The organism is Lacinutrix sp. Bg11-31 (assembly GCF_002831665.1).
In the GTDB taxonomy this organism is placed as follows: Bacteria; Bacteroidota; Bacteroidia; order Flavobacteriales; family Flavobacteriaceae; genus Lacinutrix.
Genome location: NZ_CP025118.1, coordinates 1,285,068 through 1,305,798, shown reverse-complemented (window position 1 = coordinate 1,305,798; position 20,731 = coordinate 1,285,068). Strand labels below are relative to the sequence as shown.

Here is a 20,731-nt window from a genome sequence, read left to right as displayed (position 1 = left end):
CGAGTAAATTGTTGAAGCATGAAACAATTTGTATCTAGAAGATTCAGTTAATTCGCTTGTTCTTGATATTTCACTCTTTCAGGCTGTTTTGTCATTACTGCTAAAGCAGGAATCCATTTTAATCTAGAGTCCTGCTTTCGCAGTAATAACAAGTAACTAAATAAAATAAGCAATTATAATAGCACTAATAATAGTTAGTAACTTAGTAACATTAAAGGTGTGTCCTTCATTACTTTCAAATAAAATAGTAGTAGAAATATGTAAAAATATACCAATAACTATAGCCGAAATTTGAGTGTAATACGTTTCGAAAAAACTAAAATTTGCAGATAAAAAGACTCCTAAAGGAGTCATTAAAGCAAACAGTAAAAGAAAGGCTAACGATTTACTCTTAGGCATTTTAGAAGCCAAAAAGAATGTCGATAATATAATAGCCACTGGAAGTTTATGGATAATAATGCCATAAATTAAGTTGGTATGACCTTCTATTGGCAATCCTTCTAAAACACTATGAATGCTCAAACTTATAAATAATAACCAAGGAAATCCTGTTGTGTCTTTACTAATGTGTACATGACCATGCTCTGCACCTTTAGAGAAAAATTCTAAGATAATTTGCAACAGAATACCCAACATTATAAACAAACCAACATCTTTATAATTGTTTTTATAAACTTCTGGTAAAAAATGAAAAACGGTTATAGATAATAAAAATGCACCACTAAAAGCAAGTAGTAATTTTAAGTGTTTTGGTTGTTTTGGTTTTAGTGTAAAAACGACTATAAAACCTAAAACAACAGATATTATTGGAAGTATGATATTTAAAAGCATAGTTTACTTAAAAATAAGGATTAAACGTTCGGATGTTTTTTTATGGTATTTATTCAATTTATAATCTCCAAAAACATCAAGTAAATAGACACCTGCTTTTTCAAAAAGAGCTTCGAAATCTGCTAAAGTTAAAGCGCGAACGCGTTCTTGAAATTCAAATTCCTTGCCTTCAAAAGTAAAAGAAATGTCTTTTACTATATAGCCATTTTCTACACGACGTTTCTGGTGGAAGTCTATACCTTCAACTGTCTTAGTGTTTTCTTCAACTAAATTATCAATTATATATTCACTGTTTAGAAAATCGATAACACCAAAACCATATTCGTTTAAATCTTCTTTAATCGCTTTTATAGTGTTGAGATTATCTTCTTCATTTTCAAAATATCCAAAACTAGTAAAGAGGTTAAACACAGCGTCAAATTGTTCTGGGTATGGTTTGCACATATCGTGAACATTAAAATGTAGCGTATCGTTTTCAAACTGTTTTGCATGTGTTATGCTATTTTTAGATAAATCTACTCCTGTAACATTAAAACCTATTTTATTTAAATAAATGGCGTGTCTACCTTTTCCACAAGCAAGATCTAATATTTTACCATGTTCTGGAATGTTTAAGTATTCGGTAAGATTATACATGAAGTTTTCGCCTTCTGCATAATCTCTATCTTTATATAAAATATGGTAGAAAGGTGTATTAAACCATGAAGCATACCAAGTTGTGTCGTCTTTTAACATATTTATTTCCCATGAAAATGAGAATCTGATTTTAGTTTATTACTTGTTCGAACAAAAATAGAGTATTTTTGCATTCTATTAGACGAAAAGAATGGAAGATAATTTCAAAATGGTGGCCAAAACCTTATTTGGTTTTGAAGAAATATTAGCAAATGAGTTAACGCAACTTGGTGCTATGGAAGTAAAACAAGGTGTTAGAAATGTTAGTTTCTCTGGAGATAAAGGCTTTATGTATAAAGCTAATCTAGGTTTGCGAACAGCAATAAAAATTTTAAAACCTATTAAGACGTTTCGTATTAATAATGAGAAAGATTTGTATACCAATATCTATAAAATGGATTGGAACGAACATATGAAATCTTCTGGAACATTAGCGGTAAGTGCTACGGTTAATTCTACTGTTTTTACGCACTCTCTGTACATAGCTCAAAAAACAAAAGATGCGATTGTAGATAAGTTTAGAGATGAAACTGGCGAGCGTCCAAATGTAGATTTACGTTTTCCAGACTTGAAAATTAATGTGCATATAGATCGTACGGTTTGTACTATTTCTTTAGATACTTCTGGAGAATCTTTACATAAACGTGGTTATAAAACGGCAACTAATATTGCACCAATAAACGAAGTTTTGGCAGCTGGATTAATTATGCTTTCTGGTTGGGATGGGCAATCGGATTTTATGGATCCAATGTGTGGTAGTGGAACTATTTTAGCAGAAGCTGCAATGATAGCTTGTAATATACCTCCAAATTTAATGCGTAAAGAGTTTGCATTCGAACGTTGGACCGATTGGGATGTTGATTTATTTGAAAAAATAGAAGAATCTCTATTAAAGAAAACTAGAGATTTCCACCATAAAATAATTGGTTATGATAAATCGCCAAGTGCAGTTACTAAAGCGATAGACAATATAAAAAACGCACATTTAGACGAGTTAGTTTCGATACAGCATGAAGATTTCTTTAAAACCCGAAGAGGAGGAGAAGGGAAGTTACACATTGTTTTTAATCCGCCTTATGGAGAGCGTTTAGATATTGAAATGGAGAGTTTTTACAAGGAGATTGGAGACACTTTAAAGCAAGGGTATCCAAATACTGATGCTTGGTTTATTACTTCTAATTTAGAAGCAATAAAACATGTAGGATTACGTCCTTCGCGTAAAATAAAATTAATGAATGCGAAACTTGAATCTCGTTTATTAAAGTATGCAATGTATGCTGGAAGTAAAAAAGGGAAGTATATGGATAATGATTAATTGATTGTGATAAAAAATTTAAAAGAAAATTTAAGATCAATACTTCGTTTAACTCTAATTATGAGTTTTCCGTTATTGGTGCTTATGCTTTTAGGTTTTTTTATAATAACTCATGCTAAACAGTTCTTTAGAGAGCTTGGTGCTATATTTTTACTAACAACTATATTTGTTGGAATTATTTTGCTTTTTAATAGCACTAAATTTAAGAAAGTGCTGTTGTTGTTGTTTCAATTTTTACTTGCTTTTCTTGTTGCATTTAAGCTTTTTTTCTATTATACTTTTGGTGTAAAGCCAACAGCTTCAGCCATTTTTGTGATTTTTGAAACGAATGCTAATGAGGCCTCAGAATTCTTTTCGAGTTATTTTAATTTTTCAATTTTTCCAATACTAATTTTAAGTTTTTCGGTTTTTGTTTTTCTTGTTATTGGGTTATTTTATAAATCGAAAGTCTTTCAGTTTTTATATTTAAAAAAGTTACCTATACTATTTAAGTCTGCAATCATTTTATTAATAATTAGTTGTGGCTTTTTGCTTAAACGCTCGTTTAATGAACAGAGTGTATTATTGACTTTATCTCATTCTATTCAAGAATATAATAAAGCAAAAAATTACTATAAAGAACATTTGGCAAAGCCAGAAAGTGAATCTATAAAAATAATTTCTAAAAATGAAAAACCTCAAATAGGTATTGTTGTTATTGGAGAATCTACTTCTAGATGGCACATGCAATTGTATAATTATAACAGAGAAACAAATCCTTTGCTTTCCAAAATGAAAGATGAGCTTTATGTTTTTGATGATGTAATTGCTCCAAATGTAATGACTATTAAATCGCTTGAAAAAGCACTTACACTTTCTGATTATAACAATCCAAAAATTGAAAATAATTTTTCAGTTGTACAATTAGCAAATGCAGCAGGCTTTGAAACATTTTGGATTTCTAATCAACAACCTGTTGGTTTTACAGAAAGTACACCAACAATAATAGCAACAGCAGCTAAGCATAAGCGTTTTTTAGCTACAGATAGTTATTACTACAGTATTCATGATGGATCTTTAGTTCCAGAAATTAAAAAGGCATTAAACACTAAAAGTAATCGTAAACTAATATTTGTACATTTAATTGGAACTCACAGATTATACTCGAAACGTTATCCAAATGAGTTTAATTATTTTGAGGGTGTCAACGAACGCACAAAATATAAAACAGAATATTCTAAGACTAAAGTAAATGAATATGATAATGCAATTAGGTATAACGATTTTGTTGTTAGCGAAATTATTAATCTAGTAAAAGAAGCGCATAAAAATAGTTTTGTAGTTTATTTTTCGGATCATGGAGACGATGTTTTCGATACGCAAGATTTTGTTGGACATTACGGTACTAAGATGTCAAAACCAATGTTAGATATTCCTTTTTTCTCTTGGTTTTCTAAAGACTATTTATTGGCTAATAAAAAAATAGATTCATTAAATAATTACAGTAATAGAAAATATAATACTGAAGATTTTATTTATAGTTTTTCTGATATTATAGATGTTGAATTCGAAGGTTTTGATGCTTCTAAAAGTATTTTTAATTCTAATTTTAAAGAAAAGCAACGGTTATTAAGAGGTGGTTTAGATTACGATATTTGGAAAACAACAAAGGCTGATGAAGATTAATAACGTATTATCTAAAAAAGATACAACAGCTATAAAAGGTGTTGGTATATTATTAATTATTTGCCATAACTTTTTACATTGGATTAAACCAATGTTAGGTGAGAATGAGTTTAGTTTTAATCCAGTTTACGCACAAAATTTTATAGATAGTATTAATAGTAGTCCAATAAACATATTGCAGTATGTTATTGCATTTTCAGGACATTACGGCATACATTTATTTATTTTTATAAGTGGCTACGGACTTGCAATTAGCTATGCGAATTTTGATGTTAGTTATAAAGATTTTATAAAAAAAAGAATAGCAAAATTATATCCTGTTTTTACAATTGCACTATTAGCTCTATTTGTCTATAATTATTTAATTTTTAGAATGGAATTTAATAGCGATGTAGCTATAGACTTTTTAATAAGGTATTCACTGGTTGCTAACTTAATACCTAAAGAAGTCTTTGTTCTTAACGGTCCATTTTGGTTCTATTCTATGATTGTACAATTGTATTTACTATTTCCTTTTTTAATGATTTTACAAAAAAGAAACACGTATTTTTTATACATAATTGGCTTAGTTTCTTTTATTCTAATCTTTTGTTTTAATCAACAACTAACAGAATTAAACTTTAGTTTATATTATAATTTTATAGGACATTTTCCTGTCTTTATTTTAGGTATATTATATGCTGTAAAAGGCGCTATTTTTAATAAGTATTTAAAATGGTTTGCTTTACTAGGAGTAGCTATTATACTCTTGAGCCTTTACAATGTTTACTTTTGGTACTTATCTCATTTAAGTTTTATAGTACTTTTTCTATTCGTTTATTTAGCCTTTAAAAAGTGTCATTTTCCAAAGTTACTAACACGATTTATTCTTTTTACAGGAAGTTTATCTTACTACTTATTTGCAGTACATGGATTTTTAAGAAAACCTTGGGTGGGATTTGCAAACAAATTAGAATCTAATGTTATGAATTATGTGTTTTTAGCACTCTTTTTAATCGTAGCATATATTGCAGCGCTAGTTGTAAAAAAACTAGAACAATTGTATTTTTCTTATAAAAACAATAAATAATCCTTTTGTAGACGGTTAGTTTTTAACTTATTTTTCTTGTTTAGAAGTTTGTTTATCCTTCTTAAATATGGGAATAAAGTAAGAAATAGTATAGCCATATCCAACACCAAAATTTCCGCTGTCGTAAGTTTTATTAAAACCAGGAATGTGAAGATTTTCAAAACCATCTGGATTTTTATTAGATATTGTACTTTTTAATTGTGCGTTTATTCCAATAAATAGGTTGGTTAATACTTCTGATTTAATACCAATAATAAGTTCTAGCCAAGTTGCCGATAAACCGCTAAATTCCTGACTTTCTGTATTTGTTAATTGTGGTTGCCAGAACTGGTTTTGGTTGTAAACAGTATAACTGTTTCTAGTTTGCGAAAAGGTGCTAAAACCAGTTCTAAAACCGCTGTAAATCATGTTATTCATGTCTAGCCAATTGGTATACATGTTATAATCTACACCAACTTTAATATAACTACCATTGCCAGTCGCGCTTAAAAACTCTGTAGTTGTGGTCTTTTCTTCGTTACCTAGCTCTGCTGCGATATATAGTTTTTTTGTTAATCTAAAATCGCCATTAATTTCAAATCCAGAATAGTCATCGTCTGTTGCAGTGCGAATAAGTTTACTTAAATCTGTACCAACACGAAGCCCATATTTTTGGCTATATTTTATAGAATCTATACTAGTTTTAGTTTCTTCTTCTTGCGCACTAACAAATAGGCCGCAAAAGCATAATAAACAACTAGTGACGTATTGTATAGTGTATTTCATCTTCATTTATTACAGATTGGTTATCGTTTTCTGGTGCTGCAAATATCATCCAATTATCAGTACCAGCTTCTGGTGTTATAGTTAATAAGACGTTTTTATAAATAGTTTTATAGCCACAAGCACGAGAAACATAAATTTCTTCAGTGTCGTAAGTTATTGTTATTACATCTGGGTTACCTGTAATTGTACCATCAGTGTTAGCGTAACTTTTATAGACACGATATTTTGTTTCGTTAGCATCGGTTTTTAAAGGCAAAAGCATTTGATCTTCACTCGTAATACTATGATCATCATCAAGAGTACGTGTAGCATCATCAAAATCTTCAATACGAAGTCCTGCAACATTTTTAGTGTTATCTATTGCTGTAACATTTCTAAATTCTACTACCATTCTTGGAGTAGTAGGAGTATCTTCTGGACAAATATCATCGCGCTCGCAACTAAAAGCAATACAAACAAAGAGTAGCAGTAAGGTTATTATTTTTTTCATGTTTACTTTCCGCGAAAGCGGTAATATTATTATAAATTCATTTTCGCTAGACTAACCTTTTAACGTTTCTCTAAAAGTACAATATTTTCTACATGATGAGTTTGTGGAAACATATCTACTGCCTGCGTTTTTGTTACTTTATAAATGGCATCCATTAATTCTAAGTCTCTAGCTTGGGTTGCGCTATTGCAACTTACGTAAACTACTTTTTCTGGCGCAACGTTTAATATTTGTTTAACAACGTCTTTGTGCATACCATCTCTTGGAGGATCTGTAATAATAACATCTGGTTGTCCATGTGTATTTATAAATTCCTGGTTGAAGACGTTTTTCATGTCACCTACATAAAATTCAACGTTATCAATACCATTAAATTTTGCATTCTCTTTTGCAGCAGTAATAGCATCTGGTACAGACTCTACACCAACAACCTTTTTAGCTTGTTTGGCAACAAACTGTGCTATGGTTCCTGTTCCTGTATATAAATCGTAAACCAGTTCGTCTCCTTTTAAATTAGCAAATTCACGTGTAAGCTTATACAATTCGAAAGCTTGTGCAGAATTTGTTTGGTAGAAAGATTTGGCATTAATTTTAAATTTCAAGCCTTCCATTTCCTCAAAAATGTGGTCTTGTCCTTTATAGCAAATTACGTCTTGATCGTAAATAGTATCGTTAGCTTTTTCGTTAACAACATATTGTAAAGACGTTATCTGCGGAAAAGTCTCTGCTACATGATTTAATAACAACTCACGTTTTTCTTTATCTTCTTTAAAAAACTGAACCAACACCATTATATCTCCAGTTGAAGAGGTACGCAACATTAAAGTACGTAGTAATCCAGTCTGGTTTCTAGTGTTAAAAAACTCAAGACCATTTTCTATAGCAAAGTCTTTAATGGTATTTCTAATAGCGTTAGATGGATCTGCTTGTAAATGACATTTCTTTACATCTAATATTTTGTCCCACATTCCTGGAATATGAAAACCTAGAGCATTTCTATCGCCTAAATCTTCGTCACTTTGTATTTCATCAAGTGTTAACCAACGGCTATCACTAAAAGAGAATTCCATTTTGTTTCTATAAAAATACTGTTCTGCAGCAGCTTTTATAGGTGTTATTTCAGGTAATTCTATATGTCCAATTCTAATTAAATTATTGGTAACTTCCTTTTGCTTGTAAAATAGTTGATGCTCGTAAGCCATATCTTGCCATTTACAACCACCACAAACACCGTAATGTTCGCAAGCAGCTTCTGTTCTTTTATCACTTAGTGTATGAAAAACAGTTGCTTTACCTTCGTAATAAGCTTTACGTTTTTTAAATGTTTGTACATCTACAACATCTCCAGGTACTGCATTTGGTAGGAAAATTACTTTCCCATCTGGTGCTTTTGCTACCGATTTTCCTTTTGCTGCAGTGTCAAAAACTTCAACATTTGTAAAAACTTGCTTTCTTTTATTCTTTCTTGCCATGGTGCAAAAATAATAATAGCAGTAAATAAAATGTGTGTAAAATGAATTATCTTTAAAAAACTTCAAAATAAAATGAACCTTTTGCCTTTTTACACGTCTTTAGAGTATGCAAGTAACCAATATTCATAAGCGAAAGCTTAAGCTACCAAAAGATCAAGTAACTGTGTTATTTAAAACTTTAGCAACAAAAGAGGACAAGATTTGGCCTTTAGAAAATTGGCCAGCAATCCGTTTTAAAGAAACTCTTAAAGTAGGAGTAAAAGGAGGTCATGGAGGTATTCGTTATACTATAATTGATATTAAAGAAGGTAATAGTATAAAATTTAAATTCTCTAAACCAGATGGTTTTATTGGTACACACGAGTTTTATATTAAAGAAGTAGATGAAAACAGTACCGAAATAACGCATTAAATTAATATGAATACATCCACAATTAAAGCAATGTTGTTATGGATTGCGGTAGTACGTTGGTTACATGATGCACTTATTGAGGATGCTTTCGATAAAATAGAAAATAGTCATTCCGAAGAAAAAAAAGTAACAAAACACTCTATTTGGGTACATTTATTAAGAAACGCATATAAAAGGAAATCATTTAAAACAAAACAAGCATAATTGAAAATAAATAAACGTTTAGATGCAAGATTGGTCGAAGAATATCGATCTGGAAATCAAGAAGCTCTTGCTGCTTTGGTAAAACGTTGGCACCTTATTTTCTGTAACAAAGCTTTTTGGCTTGTTAAAGATGCAGATGCTTCAAAAGATATTGCGCAAGATACTTGGCAGACTATAATTAATAAAATTGATACTTTAAAAGATGTTTCTACTTTTGGTAATTGGGCTTTATGTATTGTCTATTCTAAATCTTTAGATGTGTTGCGTTTAAGAAGTGCAACATTGCATCAACAAAATGATGTTTCTAAAGAACAGATTGCAAATAATGAACTAGATGATGAAAAACTAGTAGTGAAAAATCAGCTTTTAAAAGCAATAAATAATCTTCCAGCGCAACAACAAATAGTTGTTAGGTTATTTTATTTAGAAGAATGCTCCCTTAAAGAGATTAGTAAAACATTACAAATTACTGTAGGAACAGCAAAATCAAGATTGTTTTATGCTAGAGAAAAATTAAGATTAACATTAAAAAATAATAACTATGAAAAATAATATAGAAGCTATAGATCAATTAATTAAAGAGACACTATCTCAAGAAGAAGCAAAGTTTTATGATGATTTAGACGAACAAAATGTGCTAGGCATGATTTTCGGTTTATTTAAAGGAAAGAATAAATGGCTATTAGTAATGATGAATGTTATGACAGTAGTATTTTTTGTACTATTTATTTATTGTGTTATACAATTCTTCAAAGTAGAAGAGACAAAAGACCTCTTAAAATGGGGAATAGGAAGCATCATTTTTATGCTTGGTGTAAGTATGCTTAAGATTTTTGCTTGGCAACAAATGGACAAAAATGCCATTCTAAGAGAATTAAAACGATTAGAACTACAAGTATCTTCTTTAACAGGTAAAATAGATAGCAATAATCACAATTTTAACAATTGAAATAACAAATACGCGAGCAATTGTGCTAGTTACTAAATTAACTTCTACATCCATCCCAATAATTATCGATAAAAAGCATAAGAGAAAATAAATGAATAGAAAATTTACAATTTTTATTTTATTAATATAAATAATCATTAATTTGCAAATTCTTAGGGATGATTTCTTTCCCACGCTGAATTTTCGACGCTTCGAAAGGATAAAGGTAGATAAGGAATGGATATTTTATTCATTAATTAAACACATTTAAAATGGCAGTTTTAGAACAATTAACATCGCAACAAGCGATGGATTTAGAAAACAAGTATGGAGCGCATAATTACCATCCGCTTCCAGTAGTATTAAGTAAAGGTGAAGGCGTTTATGTTTGGGACGTAGAAGGAAAGAAGTATTACGATTTCCTTTCGGCTTATTCTGCAGTAAACCAAGGACATTGTCATCCAAGAATTATTGAGGCAATGACAAATCAAGCTAAAACATTAACCTTAACTTCTCGTGCATTTTATAACGATATGTTAGGTAAGTTTGAAAAGTACGCTACAGAAACTTTTAACTATGATAAGTTGTTACCAATGAATACTGGTGCAGAAGCTGTAGAAACGGCATTAAAACTATGTAGAAAATGGGCATACGAAGTAAAAGGGATAGATGAAAATGAAGCTGAAATAGTTGTATGTGAAAACAATTTTCACGGAAGAACAACTACAATTATCTCTTTTTCTAACGATCCTGTTGCAAGAAAAAACTTTGGACCATATACTAAAGGATTTATAAAAATTGAATACAACAACCTTAAAGCTTTAGAAGAAGCACTTTCTGGTAACAAGAATATTGCTGGTTTTTTAGTAGAGCCTATACAAGGTGAAGCTGGTGTTTATGTACCAAGCGAAGGTTATTTAGCTAAAGCTAAAGCTTTATGCGAAAAGTATAACGTTTTATTTATTGCAGACGAAGTACAAACAGGAATAGCAAGAACAGGTCGTTTATTAGCAACTTGTGGAAATTGTTCATGTGTAGATAAGCATTGTTCTGGAACACCAGAAGTAAAAGCAGATATCCTTATTCTAGGTAAAGCTTTATCTGGAGGTGCTTATCCTGTATCTGCTGTTTTAGCAAATAATGCTATTATGGATGTTATTAAGCCAGGGAATCATGGTAGTACATTTGGAGGTAATCCTGTTGCTGCTGCTGTTGGTATGGCTGCTTTAGAGGTAATCAAAGATGAAAACCTTGCCGAGAACGCTCAAGTTTTAGGTGAATTATTTAGAGCTGAACTTTCTAAATTTAGCGAAACTTCTAACATTGTAAACGGAGTAAGAGGTAAAGGTTTGTTAAATGCTATTTTAATTAACGATACAGAAGATAGCGATACCGCTTGGAACATTTGTATGGCTTTAAGAGATAATGGCTTATTAGCGAAACCTACACATGGAAACATTATACGTTTTGCACCACCTTTAGTAATGACTAAAGAGCAATTATTAGATTGCGTGTCTATTATAACAAAGACATTAAAACAATTCGAAAAGTAGAATTATCCAATACGGTTAGACAATAGTGCTAACCTATAAAATAGAAAAAGCCTTTCAAAATAATTTTGAAAGGCTTTTTTATTTTAACAATGTTTTTATTTACTCTGCAGCAGCCTGTTCTTCTTGCATTTCTGTTAACATCTCCATATAGTTTTCTCTAAGCTCATCTAATTGGCCTGTTGAAACTAGGTAAATGTATGCGCCAGCTGTAATTACTCCTAAAATTAATCCAATAATTGCAATAATTTTGGCTGTTTTTACTTGTCCGTAATTACTATAACTCTCTGGGTTTTCAAGGTATTTCTTTTCATCTTTTTTTGCTAAAAATAGAGCAACACCAGATAAAACGATACCTCCAAATCCACTTGTACAGCAGCAACCAATAAATGATGTTATTCCTAAAATAATACTTATTAATGCGTTTGGTAGTTTTTGTTGTTCCATTTTTGTTAGTTTTTTAAATTATTTTCTTGACTATAAAACTAATAATAATAATTAAAACGGAAGCTATTGCAAGTCCATTAATAAGTTTATTTACATGTTTAAATTTATAAAAAAATGAGATTACTATTATAAGAGCTAAAGGAATAAGAGTATAAATAGCTGGATACATTTTAAAAGCAGCTATAAATTCGCCATGATACAAAAAAGAAAGGCTGCGTTGCATACCACAACCCATACACTCAAAACCAAAGAGTTTTTTGTTTAAGCAAGGTAACATGTATTGTTCTTGTAATATCATCATGCAGGCAAATGTAAAAAATATTCACAAAAAAAGCCGCTATTTAAATAGCAGCTTTTTTTTGTATTATTAGCGTAAGGATTACTTGTTAGCAATAATTACTTTTTTACTTATAGTATTGTTATTTTCTAAAGTTATAGTTGCAACGTAAACACCATCGCTTAAGTTTCTAGTAGAAAACTCGTATCTAGTAGTATTACTTAAATTTGTTTTTTTGAAAATTTGTTTTCCAGTAATATCCATTAATGCAACAAATTTTACTGTTAAATATTCTGGGTTAGCAACAACTAATTGAGATATTGTATTGTTTTGGAATAAAGAGAAATTAGAATTTGTAAATTCATCTGTAGAAAGTGCATTACTATCGTTAGTAAAAGTAATTTCAAAACGATCTGCGTATGTTCCTGTATCTAAATTGGTATCAAAATTTAATACCGTTAAATCATAATAAACATCAGCTACTTTATCGTGTAAGTAAATAGATTCGTCATTAAAATTTTGGACATCGTAGATTCTTACACGTAATGGCATGTCTACGTCAATGGTAACTACTAATGGTATTTTTAAATCAATATCATAAGCATGTGCTTGAGTAATATAAGGCATTGTACCATCAATAAAATAAGCATCTCTTGGATTTGGCGAATTATTGTTTGTTTCTAAACCATAATCGAATCCAGTTGTAGCCGAAGGCACAAAATTATGTAGTAATTGTCTAGTAATTTCGTTATTAAAATCCACATTTAATCTAAAACGTCTTATATCCTGACTTTGAGGTAAGATTTGATAACCTTCATCGCTATATTGAATCTCATTTGTAGTATCCGGTAGATTTTGAGTAGAAGAATTAGCATTACTTGTTCTAAAAAATTGACTCTCAGCACCAGATTCTTTATAAAAAGATCGATGTGCATTTTTAAAAGTTACTATACCAGTTGTGCCAGTTGCTCCTTCAATCATGAAACCTTGAGCAATTGGTAAATATCTACTAACAAATTTAGCAGTATTTGTACTTGTTATTGGAGGTGAACTAGTGTTTTCAAAACCATCATTTCCAAGAGTTACAAATGTTGCAGGTACATAAGACTCTATAAAACCACCCATTCCATCGTCATCAATTGTATAACTAGCATAACCACCAACATAATCTGTAAGATAATGTGAGTTAGCTGTTGGGTCGTGTTCCCAAAACAATAATGTTCCTAGCATATCTGATGAATTATCAGTATCATGAATAAATGCGTATGCATCTAAAGCAGAAGGATAAGGGTTTCCTACTAGAGTAAATTGTTCAGCTATAACATCTACATTTATGTCTCCAGTATTTGGTTTTCCAGCAAAATCGTATTGTTGGTCAAAAGAAGCTGTTGAGCCTTTCATACTAAATCCATAACCTGGACTTAATGAAGCTCCATTTCCTATATAATCCCAATCACTATATGTTGTTCCTGGACTGTAGCCATAAAGCCAATGATGGGAAATTGTTAATGGAGAAGAAGTACCATCGTGAGATGTACCTATTAATGCAGGAGTATTTGTTGTAGAAGTTACAACATCATTTAATACAGCTCCACTTGTAGCAACAAAACCTCTATTAGCATTATTATCTGAACCAACCTCTCCAACTGGAGATGTCCAATAATTATAGGCATAATTATTTACTGTTCCTTCTTGGTATACACTTAGTTTTCCTTGTCCAGAATTTCCTGTAGGTGTTCCAGAAACAGGACCATCGCCTTGTAAAAGCTGTCCTTCGTCCCTAAGGTAAATACGAGCACTGTTAGCAGTCCCTCCTCCTTCAAGTTTTATGTCGTCCTTAACGTAAATATACGTGCCTTTTACATAAACAAAACTAGTGTTTTTAACGCTAAGTTGAGCAAAAGAATAGGTGCAAATTAATAGTAATATAAGTGTGTTAAAGTAGGTTTTCATAATGAAATTTATTTAGGGGTAATAAATCTTTATTTGGGGTCACCTGCAAAGATAAAAAAAATATAAGTACTAACACCTTGATTTTTACACTATTTCAATGGTAGTTTATCGTGTTTATTTCTAATCATTCAGTTTGTTCTCTATTGAAAATATTTATCTTAGCCTTTTATTTAGAAAATGAAATATAAAAACACCATAAGCTACTGGCTTATTTTAATAGGAGGAAGCATCGCTATCTATGCAAATGCAAACGAAAAACAAAGTATTTTACTTTTGGTTTTGGGTATTTTTACTTTAATGTCTGGTTTGTTTATGCTTAATGCTTCATTGAGTAGTAAAACACCAAAAAGCGATTATGAAATTAACGACGAAGAAGAATGAGTTTTAAAATTGGTGATTACGTATATGTTTTAGATGAAGCACTTTCTGGAAAAGTTATTAAAATAGTTAATTCTGAAATTACAATTGAAGACCATGATGGTTTTGAGCTGTCTTTTAGTGCTAACGAAATTGTAAAGAAAGAAGGAGATAGTCTTAGAAAAAGTGCTTTTAGTAGCAAGAGTATAAATCAAGTGCTTTCGGAAAAAGAATCGAATAAAAAAAGAACATTACCCAAAGTAAAACCTAAAGAACGCTTTCAACCAACAATGGAAGTCGATTTGCATTTGCATCATTTAGTAAAATCTGAAAGAAACATGAGCAGTCATGATAAAAAATTAGTTCAGTTAGATACAGCAAAACACAAGCTGGAGTTTGCTATGCAAAAGAAAATACAAAAAATTGTATTTATTCACGGTGTTGGTGAAGGCACACTAAAAATGGAATTAGAGTATCTTTTTAGACGTTATAATAACGTGAAATTCTATGATGCCGATTATAAAAAATACGGTCAAGGTGCAACAGAGGTTTATATTTATCAAAATATAAAACCTTACGATTAGCTAATTTTTCTAATTTAATTCTGGAGTTACAGTTCTAGAATATGTAGTTGTTAATGTCCCAAAGTCTATAAAATCTTGTGTTAAAATTGGTAATGTTACATTTGTAATATTTAGTGCTAATTGAAAACTTTGTTGTATTGTATTTGCTCTATATAATGTAGTCCCAGCATTATAACTATCAACTTCACTGTTTAAATAATCTGCTATTCCATTAGAAGAAATATCATTTGATGGATTTAAGTCTGGCGTAAGAAAACCTTCTTCATTTATAGTTAAAACACCATCCTCATCATCATCTGTATCTAAATAATTAGGTATACCATCGTTATCTGTATCTAAAGCCTGTGTTAGTTCAAATTCTGTCGAGAAATTAGGCATTTCGGTGGCAGTTAATACATTATCACCATCATCGTCTGCATCTATATAATTTGGTAAACCATCACCATCTGTATCATCATTTTCATAATCACCATCACCATCTATATCTTCAAATTCTGCAGGAATACCATCGTTATCATCTTCTGTTAATACAATAATGAAATTTGCAAATCCTGTGGTAGAGACATAATCATTTGTAATACTTAAGTTTGAAGGTGGAATTGCACTACAAAAAACATTGTCACTAATTGCATTGTTATATGTTCTATAATTAAAAGGATAAGTAGAAGTAATACTAAAACTAGGTTGAAAGTCAACTAAATTAACTAATAATGGATTATCAGAATCTATTGTTGTAGTAATTAATTCTTCTATAGTAGTATTTATTAATACAGAAAGTGATTCGCTTGGGTCTGTTTTTATTTTATAGCATACTAATTCACCACAACTATTAAAAGTATCTCCAAAATCTAATTCTGCTGTTAAAATATCACCATCGTCGCAACTTGTAAAAAGAAAAGCTAAGGCTAAAAAAGAAAAAATAATTCTCATAAATAGTAGATTAAGCAACAAAAATAACAGAATTAGTTAAATGATAACGTAGCTTATTGTAATTAATTTTATTTGGCTTATTTTTGATGCCTTGTAAAAACCTTTTTTCTTTTAAAACTAAGTGATTACAAGGATTAATAGTAAATATTAAAGTTTTCCCAAAAAAATGAAGCAAGTATATTTTGATAGTGCAGCAACAACACAATTAAGAACAGAGGTTGTAGAGAAAATGACGACAACCATGCATGAATGTTATGGTAATGCTTCTTCTACACATAGTTTTGGACGTACATCTAAATCTATGGTTGAGAGTGCTAGAAAAACAGTGGCAAAACAACTTAACTGTTCGGCTTCCGAAATTATTTTCACCTCTGGAGGAACAGAAGCAGATAATCTAGCGCTTAGAAGTGCAGTTAGAGATTTAGGCGTTAAAACAATTATTACTTCGCGTATAGAACATCATGCAGTTTTATACACTGTAAACCAATTAGAACACGAATATGGTATAATTGTTAAGTTTGTAGATTTAGATGAAGATGGACATATAAATTACTCACATCTTGAAGAATTATTACAATCGCCTAAAAAGAAAATGGTGAGCTTAATGCACGTTAATAATGAGATTGGTAACATTTTAGATATTAAACGTGTTGGCGAATTGTGTAAAGTAAACAATACATTATTTCATAGTGACACTGTGCAATCTGTTGGGCATTACGAATTAGATTTACAAGATATTAATATAGATTTTTTAGCAGTAAGTGCACATAAATTTCATGGACCAAAAGGTGTAGGTTTTGCTTTTATTAGAAAAAACTCTGGTATAAAACCATTAATTTTTGGAGGAGAGCAGGAGCGAGGAACAAGAGCAGGAACAGAAGCTGTACATAACATTGTTGGTCTTGAAGAAGCACTAAAGATGTCTTACATTAATTTAGTTGACGAACGTGCTTATATCACATCTCTAAAAAAATATTTTATTAATGCCATAACTGAAGCCTTTCCAGATGCTACTTTTAATGGAAGTTCGGCAAATCTTGAGAAAAGTACGTATACTGTTGTTAATGTTTGCTTACCAATTGCTCCAGAAAAGGCACCAATATTATTGTTTCAATTAGACTTAAAAGGTATTGCGTGTTCTAAAGGAAGTGCTTGCCAAAGTGGTAGTGCTAAAGGTTCTCACGTACTATCACAAATTTTATGTTATGAAGATATGCAGAAACCATCACTAAGGTTTTCGTTCTGTAAATACAATACTACCACAGAAATTGATTATGTTGTAGCTGTTTTAAAAGACTTTATGTAATTTCGCTATATGTTAAACTATACTACTTATTTACATAAAACAGCAACCGAATGGGTTACTTTTGTTCATGGAGCAGGAGGAAGCTCGTCTATTTGGTTTAAGCAAATAAGAAGTTTTGGCGCAAGTTTTAACGTTTTAGTTTTAGATTTAAGAGGTCATGGAAACTCCAAGCCAGGCTTAAAAGATGCTTTTAATTCTAAATATACTTTCGATTCTATTACCAATGATATTGTAGAAGTTATAGACCATTTAAAGATTGAAAAATCCCATTTTATAGGTATCTCTTTAGGAACAATTTTAATTAGAAATCTTGCCGAAAACCATCCAGAACGTGTGCAAAGCATGATTATGGGAGGAGCAATTATGAAATTAAACTTTCGCTCTCAAGTACTTATTAAATTGGGTGTTGTCTTTAAATCTGTGGTTCCTTATATGTTACTTTATAAGTTCTTTGCATTTATTATTATGCCAAGAAAAAATCATAAAAAATCACGTTTACTGTTTGTAAATGAAGCAAAGAAACTCTATCAAAAAGAATTTGTTCGTTGGTTTAAATTAACGTCGGAAATTAATCCATTACTTCGTTTTTTTAGAGCTAAAGATATTAAGATACCTACATTGTATGTTATGGGAGAACAAGATCATTTGTTTTTACCGTCTATAAAAAACATAGTGGATAAGCATATAAAATCTACCTTACTAGTAATTGAAGATTGTGGACATGTAGTTAATGTTGAGCAACCTGAAACTTTTAATGTACAGACTATTAAATTTATAAATAGTTTAACTTAATTTAACTCGTTTTGTTTTCTTAGTAACTCTGTCTAAATTCCTTTTCTACCGAGAAATTAATCAGATTCATAAAATTATCATGCACACCAAGTGTAGTATCTAATTTTAATTGATTAATAATCTCAATAATACGTTTTGCATCGAACTGCAAATCTGGAATAGAGATGTAGTTTTTAAATAACTGTCCAATCGTTTTATAATATAGCGCTTCGAAGCTGTTAAGATCTAAAGGCATTTTGTCTATATACTCATAATTATTTATTTGAAAAGACTCCAAAACCTTACCAACATAATCTTTATGTAATACTTGTTTTGGATTTACAATATTTAGCTCCTTAATCTCTGGATGATCTACAGCATATAAAATAGCTTTCGAAACAAAATCTACTGGCACAATATTAAGTCCACTTTCTTTATCAATCCAAATTCTAAAAGCATCTGTAAATTTCTTAGCATATTTATCTAAAAACATTGGCCAAGAATAGAAAACATCGAATTTTGGAGTTTCAAAAAAAGGTTTGTCTATCAAGCGACCACATATAATACTTGGCCTTAAAATTTGAGAAGCAATATTAATTTCTTCGCATTTTTTGATAACGTATTGTTCGGTTTCGTATTTAGATTGCTCGTAAGGATTTCTAAAACTACTAACATTATATTCTGAAATATTATCGTTTACCACTTCGTTCTGGATGCCAAAAGAATAAGCTGTGCTTATATAAATAAACCGATTAACACTTTCCGGGAGATTTTCTAAAAGTTGTTGTGTTGCTTTATAATTTTGCTCGTGTACAACAGTTTTAGAATTTGTAGCATGAGATAAATTAGTAGATCCTGCACAATGTATAATAGTAGAAAAATTACAAGCTTCTAGCTTTTCTTTTTTAATGCTTACAAGGTCTTCTGCAATTACTGTAATCTTTTCAAGACACTTTTCTACACTAATATTTTTTAGATAATCTGGCTTTGTACTATTATTTAAAACATTTAATAAACGTTTTTTAGCCGATAGTTTACTATCTCTAATAACTAAGTATAAATGGTCTTTAGAGTTCTTGGTAATGGCTTGTTTAAGCCAATCGAATATTACGTGACTTCCAACAATTCCAGTTCCTCCAGTAAGTAAACAGTTCATAGCTAAATATTAAAATTTATTAATGGCGAAGATACTCTATTTACTGTTGTTGAAGTATTTCTATTTGCTCTAATACTTTTTGTGCTTCAGCTTGCTTTTTTCGCTTTCTATTCTGTTATTTATAGATAGTTTATAAGATTATTCTAGTGAGTTTTTGTAAGAGTTTTGAATCTTGTTTAGTTTTACTTTTAAGATTTTTTTTAAACACTTTTATAACAAAATATGCTATCCAAAAAATACAGAATGTAAATAACGTCCTGGCATAAATGTAAAAGCTCCTGCAATAATTATTGCACCAAAGTAGAGTAAAATCATTTTACGTTTATGCGATTTTATATTTCCTTTTTTAATAGCAATATAAGCTGTTGGAACTGTGTAAAGCGTTAAAAAACTAAAGAGATGAATCCATCCAAAATGACTTAAAACCGTTGGTCCAACTGCAGCAGGCATAAATAATGTTACTAGAGCTGTAAACAACATAAGCAGCATGTACATTCTACCTAATACTTTATGTAATTGTGTTCCTTTTTTTAAAATAAGACTAATAGTTCCTAGAATAAAGGCAGGGAGCACTGTAAACAAATGCGTGAACATTAAAAACTCGTAAGACATGGTTTGTCGTTTAATTGATTACCCAAAGATGCCCACTAAAAATAGCAATTAAATAATAAAAGGATTGAAGTGTTGTAATTTGGTTATGAAATGTATTTAAGTCTATTTTTATAGATATACAATCAAAGGTAATTCAGGTCTTAAATCAAATATTTTTCCTTGAATGTTATTATCAAAATACAATTCCATTAAATATTCTTCACTATTTTTAATAGTCAAATTTTCAATTCCTTTTAGGGCTTTAATTGTTTCCGTATTAGAATTTAAGTCTTTTGAACTTATTATGATATTAGTGATTTTTTCTGCACCATTTGGATGCTTGTAAAATTCTCTCCAAAGTGCGTACTCTTGAGGAATATTTTTTAGTTCGGAGTAAAGTATTAAATCTTTCCGATTCGATTTCAGGATAAACAACAAAAAGAGAAGGTTCGTTTAGTATCGTTTTAGAGTTTTTAGCAGAATAAATGTTTTTGTTTTCGTCCATCCAATCTTGGTGATAACGAATTGTTTTAAAAGGAATTTTTGTTAGTTTATAATCCTTTAGTTTAAGAGCAATACTAAAAGGTGATGCTCCACTTTTTTTAAAGCTTGCTCTTTCCTTAAAATCTAATTCGCTATTTTTTTTATTGTTTAGCTCAAACTCTTTTTGGTTAAGAATAAAAATCAATTCAAGGTATCCGTTTAAGAAATTAAAATACTTTCCAGTAGTGCCTTGTCCCATATGAATTTGTGAAAGCGAATCTGGAACAGATTTAAATCCAATATTGGTTAGCTTTTCTTTAGTTTTTTTAGGGTTTTCTACCCAAACATTTAAATGATCAACAAGTAGGTTGGAGTTAGTGTTTTTTGTTATTTCTTTTTGCTTTACATCAACCTTTTTGTCCTTGCAAGAGCATAAGTTAAGCATTATAATTAAAACTAAAATGTGATTTTGTATGTTCATTTTAAGCGTACATGTATTA

General features: G+C 30.3%; 24 protein-coding genes. 12 read left to right on the top strand and 12 right to left on the bottom strand.

Features of this window, described 5'->3' with window-relative positions; genetic code table 11:
• Nucleotides 1–156 precede the first annotated feature (156 nt).
• Complete coding sequence (locus tag CW733_RS05900; RefSeq protein WP_100996320.1) at nt 157–831, bottom strand: ZIP family metal transporter; 675 nt, start codon at nt 829–831, stop codon at nt 157–159.
• Nucleotides 832–834: 3 nt separating this feature from the next.
• Nucleotides 835–1,566 carry a bifunctional 2-polyprenyl-6-hydroxyphenol methylase/3-demethylubiquinol 3-O-methyltransferase UbiG gene (locus tag CW733_RS05895; protein ID WP_100996319.1) on the bottom strand — a complete coding sequence of 244 codons (732 nt, stop codon included), beginning with the start codon at nt 1,564–1,566 and terminating at the stop codon, nt 835–837.
• Nucleotides 1,567–1,657: 91 nt separating this feature from the next.
• Between CW733_RS05895 and CW733_RS05890 the strand changes: the two genes are divergently transcribed.
• Genes CW733_RS05890 through CW733_RS05880 form a run of 3 tightly spaced genes read left to right on the top strand, consistent with a single transcriptional unit; the run spans nt 1,658 to nt 5,555 of the window.
• A complete protein-coding gene (locus tag CW733_RS05890; RefSeq protein WP_100996318.1) occupies nt 1,658–2,821 on the top strand; it encodes a class I SAM-dependent RNA methyltransferase in 1,164 nt (387 codons plus the stop codon).
• 60 nt (nt 2,822–2,881) lie between these two features.
• A complete protein-coding gene (locus tag CW733_RS05885) occupies nt 2,882–4,486 on the top strand; it encodes a sulfatase-like hydrolase/transferase (RefSeq protein ID WP_100996317.1) in 1,605 nt (534 codons plus the stop codon).
• Nucleotides 4,476–5,555: an acyltransferase gene (locus tag CW733_RS05880; protein ID WP_100996316.1), complete on the top strand. Its 1,080-nt coding sequence runs from the start codon at nt 4,476–4,478 to the stop codon at nt 5,553–5,555. The genes CW733_RS05885 and CW733_RS05880 overlap by 11 nt, the downstream gene beginning before the upstream one ends.
• Before the next feature lie 27 nt (nt 5,556–5,582).
• On the opposite strand, the gene CW733_RS05875 is transcribed toward CW733_RS05880, so the two are convergent.
• Genes CW733_RS05875 through rlmD form a run of 3 tightly spaced genes read right to left on the bottom strand, consistent with a single transcriptional unit; the run spans nt 5,583 to nt 8,282 of the window.
• The gene (locus CW733_RS05875; RefSeq protein WP_232730405.1) at nt 5,583–6,320 is read right to left on the bottom strand and encodes a DUF6048 family protein; all 738 of its coding nucleotides are present in this window, start codon (nt 6,318–6,320) and stop codon (nt 5,583–5,585) included.
• Nucleotides 6,292–6,810, bottom strand: a complete 519-nt coding sequence (locus tag CW733_RS05870; protein ID WP_100996314.1) for a DUF6452 family protein — start codon at nt 6,808–6,810, stop codon at nt 6,292–6,294. The genes CW733_RS05875 and CW733_RS05870 overlap by 29 nt, the downstream gene beginning before the upstream one ends.
• A gap of 59 nt (nt 6,811–6,869) precedes the next feature.
• Nucleotides 6,870–8,282 carry a 23S rRNA (uracil(1939)-C(5))-methyltransferase RlmD gene (rlmD, locus tag CW733_RS05865; RefSeq protein WP_100996313.1) on the bottom strand — a complete coding sequence of 471 codons (1,413 nt, stop codon included), beginning with the start codon at nt 8,280–8,282 and terminating at the stop codon, nt 6,870–6,872.
• 106 nt (nt 8,283–8,388) lie between these two features.
• Between rlmD and CW733_RS16615 the strand changes: the two genes are divergently transcribed.
• The 5 genes from CW733_RS16615 (at nt 8,389) to rocD (ending at nt 11,379) form a co-directional block, all read left to right on the top strand.
• Nucleotides 8,389–8,694, top strand: coding sequence for a hypothetical protein (locus CW733_RS16615; protein ID WP_232730404.1), 306 nt, complete (start codon nt 8,389–8,391; stop codon nt 8,692–8,694).
• Nucleotides 8,695–8,700: 6 nt separating this feature from the next.
• Nucleotides 8,701–8,898: a hypothetical protein gene (locus tag CW733_RS16610; RefSeq protein ID WP_232730403.1), complete on the top strand. Its 198-nt coding sequence runs from the start codon at nt 8,701–8,703 to the stop codon at nt 8,896–8,898.
• Entirely contained in the window at nt 8,899–9,450 is a 552-nt protein-coding gene (locus tag CW733_RS05855; protein WP_100996312.1) for an RNA polymerase sigma factor, read from the top strand.
• Complete coding sequence (locus CW733_RS05850) at nt 9,440–9,847, top strand: DUF6768 family protein (protein ID WP_100996311.1); 408 nt, start codon at nt 9,440–9,442, stop codon at nt 9,845–9,847. The genes CW733_RS05855 and CW733_RS05850 overlap by 11 nt, the downstream gene beginning before the upstream one ends.
• Before the next feature lie 251 nt (nt 9,848–10,098).
• Entirely contained in the window at nt 10,099–11,379 is a 1,281-nt protein-coding gene (rocD, locus tag CW733_RS05845) for an ornithine--oxo-acid transaminase (protein ID WP_100996310.1), read from the top strand.
• 99 nt (nt 11,380–11,478) lie between these two features.
• On the opposite strand, the gene CW733_RS05840 is transcribed toward rocD, so the two are convergent.
• From CW733_RS05840 to CW733_RS05830, 3 genes are all read right to left on the bottom strand, one after another.
• Nucleotides 11,479–11,823, bottom strand: coding sequence for a CCC motif membrane protein (locus tag CW733_RS05840; RefSeq protein ID WP_100996309.1), 345 nt, complete (start codon nt 11,821–11,823; stop codon nt 11,479–11,481).
• Between the two features lie 13 nt (nt 11,824–11,836).
• The gene (locus CW733_RS05835; RefSeq protein WP_100996308.1) at nt 11,837–12,124 is read right to left on the bottom strand and encodes a DUF2752 domain-containing protein; all 288 of its coding nucleotides are present in this window, start codon (nt 12,122–12,124) and stop codon (nt 11,837–11,839) included.
• Nucleotides 12,125–12,202: 78 nt separating this feature from the next.
• Complete coding sequence (locus CW733_RS05830; RefSeq protein ID WP_100996307.1) at nt 12,203–14,053, bottom strand: T9SS type A sorting domain-containing protein; 1,851 nt, start codon at nt 14,051–14,053, stop codon at nt 12,203–12,205.
• 177 nt (nt 14,054–14,230) lie between these two features.
• Here CW733_RS05830 and CW733_RS05825 point away from each other — a divergent pair, with 177 nt between their 5' ends.
• Together CW733_RS05825 and CW733_RS05820 are read left to right on the top strand one after the other, a co-directional pair.
• The gene (locus CW733_RS05825; RefSeq protein ID WP_100996306.1) at nt 14,231–14,434 is read left to right on the top strand and encodes a hypothetical protein; all 204 of its coding nucleotides are present in this window, start codon (nt 14,231–14,233) and stop codon (nt 14,432–14,434) included.
• Entirely contained in the window at nt 14,431–14,994 is a 564-nt protein-coding gene (locus tag CW733_RS05820) for a Smr/MutS family protein (protein WP_100996305.1), read from the top strand. Before CW733_RS05825 ends, CW733_RS05820 begins: the two co-directional genes overlap by 4 nt.
• A 9-nt stretch (nt 14,995–15,003) precedes the next feature.
• Here CW733_RS05820 and CW733_RS05815 read toward each other — a convergent pair whose 3' ends face one another.
• Nucleotides 15,004–15,924, bottom strand: coding sequence for a hypothetical protein (locus tag CW733_RS05815; protein ID WP_100996304.1), 921 nt, complete (start codon nt 15,922–15,924; stop codon nt 15,004–15,006).
• Nucleotides 15,925–16,090: 166 nt separating this feature from the next.
• Between CW733_RS05815 and CW733_RS05810 the strand changes: the two genes are divergently transcribed.
• Complete coding sequence (locus CW733_RS05810) at nt 16,091–17,230, top strand: cysteine desulfurase family protein (protein ID WP_100996303.1); 1,140 nt, start codon at nt 16,091–16,093, stop codon at nt 17,228–17,230.
• 9 nt (nt 17,231–17,239) lie between these two features.
• Nucleotides 17,240–18,022: an alpha/beta fold hydrolase gene (locus tag CW733_RS05805; RefSeq protein WP_100996302.1), complete on the top strand. Its 783-nt coding sequence runs from the start codon at nt 17,240–17,242 to the stop codon at nt 18,020–18,022.
• A gap of 19 nt (nt 18,023–18,041) precedes the next feature.
• Here CW733_RS05805 and CW733_RS05800 read toward each other — a convergent pair whose 3' ends face one another.
• From CW733_RS05800 to CW733_RS05790, 3 genes are all read right to left on the bottom strand, one after another.
• Complete coding sequence (locus CW733_RS05800) at nt 18,042–19,157, bottom strand: SDR family oxidoreductase (RefSeq protein ID WP_100996301.1); 1,116 nt, start codon at nt 19,155–19,157, stop codon at nt 18,042–18,044.
• Nucleotides 19,158–19,382: 225 nt separating this feature from the next.
• Nucleotides 19,383–19,769, bottom strand: coding sequence for a DUF2306 domain-containing protein (locus CW733_RS05795; RefSeq protein WP_100996300.1), 387 nt, complete (start codon nt 19,767–19,769; stop codon nt 19,383–19,385).
• Between the two features lie 289 nt (nt 19,770–20,058).
• Nucleotides 20,059–20,712, bottom strand: coding sequence for a hypothetical protein (locus CW733_RS05790; protein ID WP_100996299.1), 654 nt, complete (start codon nt 20,710–20,712; stop codon nt 20,059–20,061).
• Between the last annotated feature and the right edge of the window lie 19 nt (nt 20,713–20,731).

Bases quoted from the DNA above. Each gene is read 5' to 3' on its own strand.
- CW733_RS05810 (WP_100996303.1), top strand. From the start codon at position 16,091: ATGAAGCAAGTATATTTTGATAGTGCAGCAACAACACAATTAAGAACA.
- CW733_RS05800 (WP_100996301.1), bottom strand. From the start codon at position 19,157: ATGAACTGTTTACTTACTGGAGGAACTGGAATTGTTGGAAGTCACGTA.
- CW733_RS05805 (WP_100996302.1), top strand. From the start codon at position 17,240: ATGTTAAACTATACTACTTATTTACATAAAACAGCAACCGAATGGGTT.
- CW733_RS16610 (WP_232730403.1), top strand. From the start codon at position 8,701: ATGAATACATCCACAATTAAAGCAATGTTGTTATGGATTGCGGTAGTA.
- CW733_RS05840 (WP_100996309.1), bottom strand. From the start codon at position 11,823: ATGGAACAACAAAAACTACCAAACGCATTAATAAGTATTATTTTAGGA.
- CW733_RS05880 (WP_100996316.1), top strand. From the start codon at position 4,476: ATGAAGATTAATAACGTATTATCTAAAAAAGATACAACAGCTATAAAA.
- CW733_RS05820 (WP_100996305.1), top strand. From the start codon at position 14,431: ATGAGTTTTAAAATTGGTGATTACGTATATGTTTTAGATGAAGCACTT.
- CW733_RS05870 (WP_100996314.1), bottom strand. From the start codon at position 6,810: ATGAAAAAAATAATAACCTTACTGCTACTCTTTGTTTGTATTGCTTTT.
- CW733_RS05825 (WP_100996306.1), top strand. From the start codon at position 14,231: ATGAAATATAAAAACACCATAAGCTACTGGCTTATTTTAATAGGAGGA.
- rocD (WP_100996310.1), top strand. From the start codon at position 10,099: ATGGCAGTTTTAGAACAATTAACATCGCAACAAGCGATGGATTTAGAA.
- CW733_RS05830 (WP_100996307.1), bottom strand. From the start codon at position 14,053: ATGAAAACCTACTTTAACACACTTATATTACTATTAATTTGCACCTAT.
- CW733_RS05895 (WP_100996319.1), bottom strand. From the start codon at position 1,566: ATGTTAAAAGACGACACAACTTGGTATGCTTCATGGTTTAATACACCT.
- CW733_RS05850 (WP_100996311.1), top strand. From the start codon at position 9,440: ATGAAAAATAATATAGAAGCTATAGATCAATTAATTAAAGAGACACTA.
- rlmD (WP_100996313.1), bottom strand. From the start codon at position 8,282: ATGGCAAGAAAGAATAAAAGAAAGCAAGTTTTTACAAATGTTGAAGTT.
- CW733_RS05900 (WP_100996320.1), bottom strand. From the start codon at position 831: ATGCTTTTAAATATCATACTTCCAATAATATCTGTTGTTTTAGGTTTT.
- CW733_RS05835 (WP_100996308.1), bottom strand. From the start codon at position 12,124: ATGATGATATTACAAGAACAATACATGTTACCTTGCTTAAACAAAAAA.
- CW733_RS05890 (WP_100996318.1), top strand. From the start codon at position 1,658: ATGGAAGATAATTTCAAAATGGTGGCCAAAACCTTATTTGGTTTTGAA.
- CW733_RS05875 (WP_232730405.1), bottom strand. From the start codon at position 6,320: ATGAAATACACTATACAATACGTCACTAGTTGTTTATTATGCTTTTGC.
- CW733_RS05795 (WP_100996300.1), bottom strand. From the start codon at position 19,769: ATGTCTTACGAGTTTTTAATGTTCACGCATTTGTTTACAGTGCTCCCT.
- CW733_RS05885 (WP_100996317.1), top strand. From the start codon at position 2,882: ATGAGTTTTCCGTTATTGGTGCTTATGCTTTTAGGTTTTTTTATAATA.
- CW733_RS05790 (WP_100996299.1), bottom strand. From the start codon at position 20,712: ATGAACATACAAAATCACATTTTAGTTTTAATTATAATGCTTAACTTA.
- CW733_RS05815 (WP_100996304.1), bottom strand. From the start codon at position 15,924: ATGAGAATTATTTTTTCTTTTTTAGCCTTAGCTTTTCTTTTTACAAGT.
- CW733_RS16615 (WP_232730404.1), top strand. From the start codon at position 8,389: ATGCAAGTAACCAATATTCATAAGCGAAAGCTTAAGCTACCAAAAGAT.